Source organism: Frigoribacterium sp. UYMn621 (assembly GCF_040549525.1).
GTDB lineage: Bacteria > Actinomycetota > Actinomycetes > Actinomycetales > Microbacteriaceae > Lacisediminihabitans.
In genome coordinates this window covers 1-4,308 of record NZ_JBEPTM010000036.1, presented here as the reverse complement: position 1 = coordinate 4,308, position 4,308 = coordinate 1, and the positions used below count along the sequence as shown (strand labels likewise).

Sequence of the window (4,308 nt, the reverse complement as noted above, 5' to 3'; positions counted from 1 at the left end):
ATCAGCATCGAGGAAGGCCCGTTCCTATGTGCGGAAGCGACCCGGGGTGGGGAATTTCAGTGAGCAGAACCGAGGAATTTCAGTGAGCGCCGTCACCGCCCTGCCAACGAAGCCGAATCGGCATTGCTACCCGCGGAGAAATGCGGCGTAGACCGTTAGGGAGACTCGTTGTAGATCGTAGAGTCCACGAAGTTTGTAGAAATCTTCGGTGTGTTAGGCGGTATTCGTGCCGCGGAAAGCCGCGATGGCCTCTTCAGCGCGATCCGTTCGGATGTAAAAAGTGGACCCGTCAGATTTTTTGCTCACGGACAGTCCCGGGCCGCCCGTGAAGAGAAGCCCCCAGGTGCGATCTGGTGCGCGCCGTAAGCCGAGGCCCCCGAATCTGGCGGGGTTGAGGTCGGCCGTAGTAAATTGCGCGATGTCGTCATGCGGGATCTTCTTTCGCCAGAGTGGCCAGAAGCCCAGAGTCACCTGCCGCGCATCAACATCGAACGTAATTCTGCTGAGAATGCCGACAATACCGATTACGAGCCCTATGGCAGCGCTTATTGACGCAGCCACAAGGGGGAATATCTGGCGGTGAAAGGCGGACGCACCCCTGAACACGAGCACTGCAGCAATGACGAGGGCTGCTACGACAATGAGGACGCCGATCGCGCGCATCCAGGGTCGCGCCAGGGTAGTTTCGCTGAACGTTTGCGGACCGTTATCCCGTTGATTCGGTTGCTGGAACATATCCATCGGAGTGCTCCAATCGTCTCGTGTGGTTGCCGTTTCCGACTTCGATGGATCTACTGTCCGGGAGACACTGAAAACTCGACCAGCTCTCGAATCACGGCAATCACGTCCACGCTGTTCAAAGTTACCAAACAGCGCCATCCGATGAATTGGGTAGCACGCACTTCGAATTCGTCCGCACCAGGTTCCCATGTGACACACGTCCAGCTCCGCGGCGTGATGGCCACTTTCACTCTCAACCTGCCCCGGTAATCGTCCGGTTTGCGGGCACTTATTGACCTGTACCTCGTCGCCGGGGGTCTCCACCTTGGTGGTGACCGGCAGTGATAGTCCTGGCCTGTTGCTCCGCTTAGGGTTGTGTCGATGAGTGACATTCAGATTGTGCGTGCTGAGGATCCCCGCGTGGGTTATCTTGAAGCAGCTGGCTATCGGCTGGTCGGCGAAAGCTGGGGTGCGAGGCTGCGCTTGCCAGCGGTACCTGATCTTTCCGCAGTCGAGCGGGCTGTGTCTCGGGCAGAGGAATCTGGGATCGTGATCCGCGAACTGACACCGGATGATGCCGACGCGCTCTACGATCTCGAACTGGCCAATAATGCGGATTACCCATTCACGCCCGCAACTTTTCAGGCACCTCCGGAGCGTGAATCAATCCGAAGCTTGTGGGAGTCAGGCAAAAGAGTGTTCGGCGCTCTAGACGGTGGCGTCCTCGTCGCGGCCGCTGTTGGACAAGTCGTGGATGGCATCGGAGACAACGATTTCGCTTCTGTGCTGAGAACCCACAGGGGCCGCGGACTCGGCACTGCAGTAGCAGCAGCATCCATCATTGCATTCGCGAACGACGGTGTTCGCGTGTTTGCAGCAGGTGGCGCCGGCGTCAACGCGGCAAGCCTTGGCCTCGTCCAATCCCTTGGTTTCCAGGTCGAAGAGCAGTGGCGAAGCTACGAACGACACTGAGGCTCAGCATCCTTTTCGCGCATCGTACTTTTTAGTCACGGATTTTCATCCCTGGTCCGTTCGGCTTTCGGGCCGCCAGTCCGTGCGAATTCCGGTGCCGATTGCACTCTCGTGAACTGCTGAAACCACGTCGGCAGGTCATCCTGCTTCGGTCAACCCGAGTTGCTGTAGATACGCTAAACAAGTGGCTCGAGCACTCATTACTGGAATGTCGGGTGTCGGGAAGTCCACGCTGCTCGTGGAGCTGGCCCGACGAGGTCACGAGACAGTTAATGCCGATTTCGGTAACTGGGAGAGTCCGATCGGCTTTTGGGATGAGAGGCGCATGGCGGCCTTGCTTGACCGCGAACGTGACGTGGTCGTTTCCGGGACGGTCTCGAACCAGGGGCGCTTCTACGACCGCTTCGAGCATGTTGTCCTGCTCTCTGCGCCGGTCGAAGTCCTGATCGACCGCGTCTCAACTCGCACCAACAATCCCTACGGTCGCGCAGCAGATGAGCAGTCCGAAATACGCAAGTATGTTGTCGAAGTCGAACCTCTCCTCAGGACTGGTGCTTCCACAAAGTTGAACGGTCAGAGACCGGTTTCCGAGTTAGCTGATGAGGTTGAACGGTTGATTGCGGAGGCCGCGCACTAACTTGCTGCGGTTGGGGTTCGGCTTACGGAGCTGCGTGGTCGACTCACCGAGGTGCGCGAGGCGGCGGATGGGCGCGCGGTGCGGGTCATGTGCGCTTAGGGTGTGCGCTCGTACATCGCGCATCGGGTTCTTGCCCAGAACGAGTTCGATTCGGCTTCGCTTTCGGGTGGAATGCTCACCCTGCGAGCGTCCCTGCCAGACCACGCGGAGGAATTGCTGTCACGCGTCGACGACGTAATCCTCGCAGGATGAGCAGAGTGAGACAATCTGATCATGGGACTATTCCGAAGCAGGCCGAAGGCATTCACTGAGGTCACCGCGAAGGATGCGATTGACCTGGTAGCAAACGGGGCGATCCTCATCGATGTCCGCACCGGCTTGGAGTGGAGTACCGGTCACGCGGATGGGGCACGCCATATCCCTCTCGAGTTGGTTGGGCTCCGGTCGAAGCAGATCCCCGCCGATGCCGACGTGGTGGTGATCTGCCAGTCGGGGCACCGTTCCGCGCTGGCCGCGCGCACCCTCGCCAGGCGAGGCTTTACTGTCTCCTCCGTGGTCGGCGGTACACCCGCATGGAAGCGGGCCGGCGGCGCTATCGTGTCGCCGGGGGATCTGGTCTAAAGAGTTGCCCGCAGGGTTGGCACACGGCGCTTTCAGGCCGCAGGGCACCCCAGACCCTGGATCAGGCGTGCCCAATAATTGACCTGAGCCGATGTTGCAGCGAGGATCACGATCTCCCTCTCGCTGAAGGCTTCCCTCAGCCGCGCCCCAAATGCTGCCGTGAGGTTGAGCGGCGTGTCAGAGGTGAGTCGCGCGAATTCGATCGCGAGGCGCTCGGAGTCGGTGATGGTGGTCGCGGCGACAAGGTCTGCCAGCCCCTGAACGGCGTGGAGCTCGTCCTCGGTCATGTGAGCCTCCCACCCTTGCGAGTTCAGCCCAACGCAGAACGGGCAGCTCGTGGTGAAGGACACGGCCATTCGCACCATCTTGAGCATCCGTTCGGTGACCCGGCCGTCCGTGTGCGCGATGAGGGCCTCGACGATACCGGAGCTGATCGCCGCCTTCGGGTACCACGCCAGCAGTCGCGGCGGCAGCAGGTCGACTCCCGTCTTGCGTCGGACAACCCAGAGTGCGATCCGCAGATAGAAGGGGATGTGCGAGGGGGGTTCGATGAAGGCGTCCACGGTGTTCCGATCTGGGTCGCGGCCACCGCCACGGCGCGGGAGTTGGTTACTGCCGGTCAAGATTCGAGTCGGAGGGACCCTTTTCGGCGAGGGGAACCCGGGCGGTTCCCGAGATGTGGGCAACCTGCGGCGATATCGGATGCGGCGAAAATCCGAATCGGCTCACGTCCTCGATCTCGAATCCGGCGGCGACAAGCGATTCAAGAGTGGAACGATTCGGGTGGCAGCCGCCCGCTACCGCAGACCAGGCCGGGGTGAGGACGTCTTCGATCACGCCGATCAGCCGACTATCGGACCGAACGTGCTCGTAGAATGCAAGGCGACCGCCGGGTTTCAGAACGCGGATAATCTCAGCCAGCGCTGCACCTTGACTGGGAACGCTGCAGAGTACAAGCGAGCACACCACCCAGTCGCACGACGCGGCAGCGACAGGCAGTTTGTCGGCCGTGCCGTCGACGACGTCGATCGGGATGGCTGTGCCCAGCGCCACCGATGAGGCGACTGCACGAAGCTCGGAGTCGGGTTCCACCGCGACAACGTGAGTGACCCGGGAGCCATAGTGGGGGAATGTCGCGCCGGTTCCGGCTCCCACTTCGACGACCTCCCCGCTGACCTCGCGCAGAAGTTGCGCGCGGTGGCTCGCTCCACCGCGGGCATCCATGACCGGAGAAAGCCCCCTGAAGGCGCGCCGAAACACCAAGGGACTGCCCCCGGTTTGGTTGACTCCTGACCTGTGGAGATTCGTCTCCGCTGGAAGGATGTCACCATGCCCAAGCCCTACCCACTCGAGTTCCG

General features: G+C 61.1%; 6 protein-coding genes. 3 read left to right on the top strand and 3 right to left on the bottom strand.

Translation table 11 applies throughout. The annotated features are described in order from the left end of the window. Positions 1-213 precede the first annotated feature (213 nt). On the bottom strand, positions 214-741 hold the full coding sequence (locus ABIB54_RS17615; RefSeq protein WP_354576832.1) for a hypothetical protein: 528 nt from the start codon (positions 739-741) through the stop codon (positions 214-216). Positions 742-1,101: 360 nt separating this feature from the next. On the opposite strand from ABIB54_RS17615, the gene ABIB54_RS17610 reads away from it, so the two are divergent. From ABIB54_RS17610 to ABIB54_RS17600, 3 genes are all read left to right on the top strand, one after another. After that, complete coding sequence (locus ABIB54_RS17610) at positions 1,102-1,692, top strand: GNAT family N-acetyltransferase (RefSeq protein ID WP_354576831.1); 591 nt, start codon at positions 1,102-1,104, stop codon at positions 1,690-1,692. 184 nt (positions 1,693-1,876) lie between these two features. After that, positions 1,877-2,329, top strand: coding sequence for an ATP-binding protein (locus ABIB54_RS17605; RefSeq protein ID WP_354576830.1), 453 nt, complete (start codon positions 1,877-1,879; stop codon positions 2,327-2,329). 273 nt (positions 2,330-2,602) lie between these two features. Continuing rightward, the gene (locus ABIB54_RS17600) at positions 2,603-2,950 is read left to right on the top strand and encodes a rhodanese-like domain-containing protein (RefSeq protein ID WP_354576829.1); all 348 of its coding nucleotides are present in this window, start codon (positions 2,603-2,605) and stop codon (positions 2,948-2,950) included. A 32-nt stretch (positions 2,951-2,982) separates the two neighbouring features. Here ABIB54_RS17600 and ABIB54_RS17595 read toward each other — a convergent pair whose 3' ends face one another. Continuing rightward, positions 2,983-3,513, bottom strand: coding sequence for a carboxymuconolactone decarboxylase family protein (locus tag ABIB54_RS17595; protein WP_354576828.1), 531 nt, complete (start codon positions 3,511-3,513; stop codon positions 2,983-2,985). 46 nt (positions 3,514-3,559) lie between these two features. Then, on the bottom strand, positions 3,560-4,308 hold a 749-nt coding region (locus ABIB54_RS17590), incomplete at its 5' end, for a class I SAM-dependent methyltransferase (RefSeq protein ID WP_354576827.1).